Below are 3,285 nucleotides of genomic sequence, written 5' to 3' on the forward strand. Positions count from 1 at the left end.
AGTTGACCGATGAAAAAAGGCTCCAGAGGTACATTTGCATACTCGACCCGACCAATGCATGGAGGGTCTGGATTGCGAGATGGAGATGCCGGCTTCACTGAGAGGCCAGCTTCTGACCGGGCGGCCGAAGGAGCGAGCCGAGGCTGCCCGCGCAATTCTGGAGCGTATCCACAAAAGCAAGATGGATGGTGGCAAACCAAATCGGCTCCTCGATTAATCGTGCCTTCTGCGCTTCGTGGCGAGACCGCTGTCATGGTCGGCTCGGCCAGTTGGCGCGGGCTAGAGGCGGACCGTCGGCGCCGACAAGCTGATCCTTCGGATCAAGCTCGAAGCCGGCTCTTTGCTGCTGCCGGCCATGTTGTGCCAGGGGCAACATGGCTGGCTGTGCAAGGTAGCTCGGGCCGACGGTTTTCGTGCGGCTTGTCGCCCCACTCGCCGGTAAATTAGTCGAATGGAATGTGTATCCTCGATGTAACAGTCCGGCCCCCGCAAGAGGTCATTGGCGGCACAAAGCGGCGGACCCTCGTCATTTGACGACTAGGAAAGCCGGCGGCATTCGATCAGCCATTGGCAGGAAACACTGATGATCGCTTCGGCTCCCGCCGAGGGCAATCTGTAGGGATCGGGCTGGGGCACTACATGAATCTCAACAATCGCAATCGTCGCTATCGCAACCGCTTGCTGGTCAGCACGGCGATGGCCGGGGCGACGCTGCTCGGCTTGGGCCAAAATGCCGACGCCGCCTGCACGCCGGCGGCGCCACCCAACTATGTCTGCTCCGGCGTCAACACGACCGGCCAAATCGTGCCGTCCGGAATCGGCCTGCCGCTCGACGCAGGCGATCTGCTGACCCTTCTGCTGGCGCCCGCCAATCCGGCTGTTACCACTGACCCTGGGTTCAGTGTCTCCACCAGTGATCCCTTCGCGCTCGGCATACTGGGCAAAGGTGCGGTCAGTTATACCGATGCCAATTCTTCGGCGCTAAGCTCGACGGGCATAGGCCTTGGCGTCGTGTCGCTGGTTCCGCAGGTGGCGCCTCCCTATTACGGACCGAACCCGGGTGGCGCAGTGACCATCGATACCAATGGTGCCTTGACCGGCGCCCTGATCGGCCTCGCCGCCATCAATACCGGCGACGGCGCCACCGCCGTCAACGCCACCGGCGATATCACGGCGACCGGCGCCAATGGCTATGGCGTCCTCGTCTATTCGCTAGGCTCGGATGCCGACGTCACCACCGGAAAAGTGAGCGGCACCAATGTCGGCATTTCCGCGATCAACCAGGGGGCGACCGCAGCCCTGAGCATCACCGCCAATGGCGACGTGACTGGCGGCACCGGCGACGGCATCCATGCCGTCAATGGCGGACAACAACTCGATGTCGTCAATACGATTCTGAATGGTACCGTGACCTTTTCAGGCCCGACCGTCCCTGCTGGCAGCGATCTGAATGTCACCGCCTACGGCAAGGTGACCGGCGGCCGGTACGGCATCTTTGCCTCGAACGATGGCAGCGGCGCCACCAGCATCATAGCCACGACGGCTGCCGTAGCCGGGTCAAGCGAAGACGGTATTTATGCCACCAACGGCACCACGGCGACCGACCTGACGGTGAGTGCCGCGGCGGTTAGCGGCAAGGGCGGCATCGCCGTCACCAACAACGGCACAGGCTTCACCAGCGTTACGGCGACGGGCTTGGTGACTGGGGCAAGCAACAACGGCATCGATGCCTACACAGACGGGGCCGGACTGACGGTGAGTGCGGCGGCAGTCAATGGCGGCTTCGCCGGCATTTCTGCCCAGAACAACGGAACTGGCGCCACCAGCGTGACCGCGACGGGTACGGTGACCGGAACCGCCGACAACGGCATCGATGCCTATACCACGGGTACGGGCCTGACAGTGAACGCCGTGGCAGTCACCGGCGGGACCAATGGTATCCGCGCCTACAACAGCGGCAACGGAGCCACCGGCGTGACGGCGACCGGCATGGTGACCGGAATAGGCGCCGACGGCATATACGCCTTCAACGCCGCCACCGCGACGGGCGGCCTGACGATCGACGTCACGGCAGTCAACGGCCACGAAAACGGTATCAATGCCGATAACAGGGGAACCGGCGCCACCACCATCACGGCGACAGGTACGGTCGAAGGCGGCGACGCCGCGATCAAGGCGGTGTCGTCCGCGGGCCAGGCGATTTCCATCACCACAAGCGGTCTGGTGCGCAACAACGCGCAAACCTCCGCGGCGCTGGCAATCGATGCATCGGGCGGCCCGGTGGCCTTCAACAACAATGGGACCCTGATCGGCACGGTCAAGCTGGGCGCAGCAGTGGGCAATGTCGTCACCAACGGTGGCAATTGGGCCACCGCCGGCGGCAGCAACGCGTTCAGCGGCGGCACGTTGGTCAACAATATCGGCAACAACATTTATGCCGCCAACCTCGGCGCAACCGTCGCCGTGACGACGACGTTCAACGGCTTGGCCAGTTTCACCAACAAGGGCCAGTTGAGCATGATGAATGACGTGGCTGGCGACATCACCGAGCAGACCGGTGGCAATGCGGCCTTCGCCGCTGGCTCGGTGCTGGCCGTCGACGTCAGCGGTGCCAGCGCGGATAAATTCACAACCACGGGAACTGCCGATATCACGGATGCGATTCTAGGGGTGCGTGTCGGCGGCCTTGCCATCGGCACCTACACAGTGCTGACGGCGAATGGCGGGCTGACCGGTACGTTCAACGGTGTGACCGGCGCCACCAGCACTCCATTCCTGTCTGTGACCGACACCTATGATGCCAACAACGCCTATCTCGACGTGACCAAGGTGCGCGACTTCGCCGATGCCGGGCTGACGCCGAACCAGATTGCCACCGGTGAAGGGCTGGACAGCCTGACCGGTGGGGCTGTGTTCAATGCCGTTGCCGGTCTAGCCACCGACGCCGAAGCCCAGGCAGCCTTCGACCAGCTTTCGGGGGAAATCCACGCCTCGGCCAAGGGCATGCTGGTCGAGGACAGCCGCTTTGTCCGCGACGCAGCGACCAGCCGCATCCGCGCCGCTTTCGGCGATGTTGGCGCGGCCGCATTGCCGGTCATGGCCTATGGCGAAGGCGGTCCCGAAATGGTCGCCGCCGACACCGACCGCTTTGCCGTCTGGGGCCAGGCTTTCGGGTCCTGGGGCAGCACGGACTCCGACGGCAACGCCGCTGCCTTCGATCGTTCGACGGGGGGCCTGCTGGCGGGCGCCGACACGCTGGTGGGCGGCTGGCGTGTCGGTTTGCTC

At 63.9% G+C, this 3,285-nt stretch carries 1 protein-coding gene; it reads left to right on the forward strand.

Annotated elements, in window-relative coordinates; translation table 11 throughout:
* Positions 1 to 639: 639 nt before the first annotated feature.
* The coding region (locus tag EOB49_RS14260; protein ID WP_245472693.1) for an autotransporter outer membrane beta-barrel domain-containing protein at positions 640 to 3,285 on the forward strand (2,646 nt) is incomplete at its 3' end.

The organism is Mesorhizobium sp. M7A.F.Ca.MR.148.00.0.0 (assembly GCF_003997735.1).
Classification (GTDB): Bacteria; Pseudomonadota; Alphaproteobacteria; order Rhizobiales; family Rhizobiaceae; genus Mesorhizobium.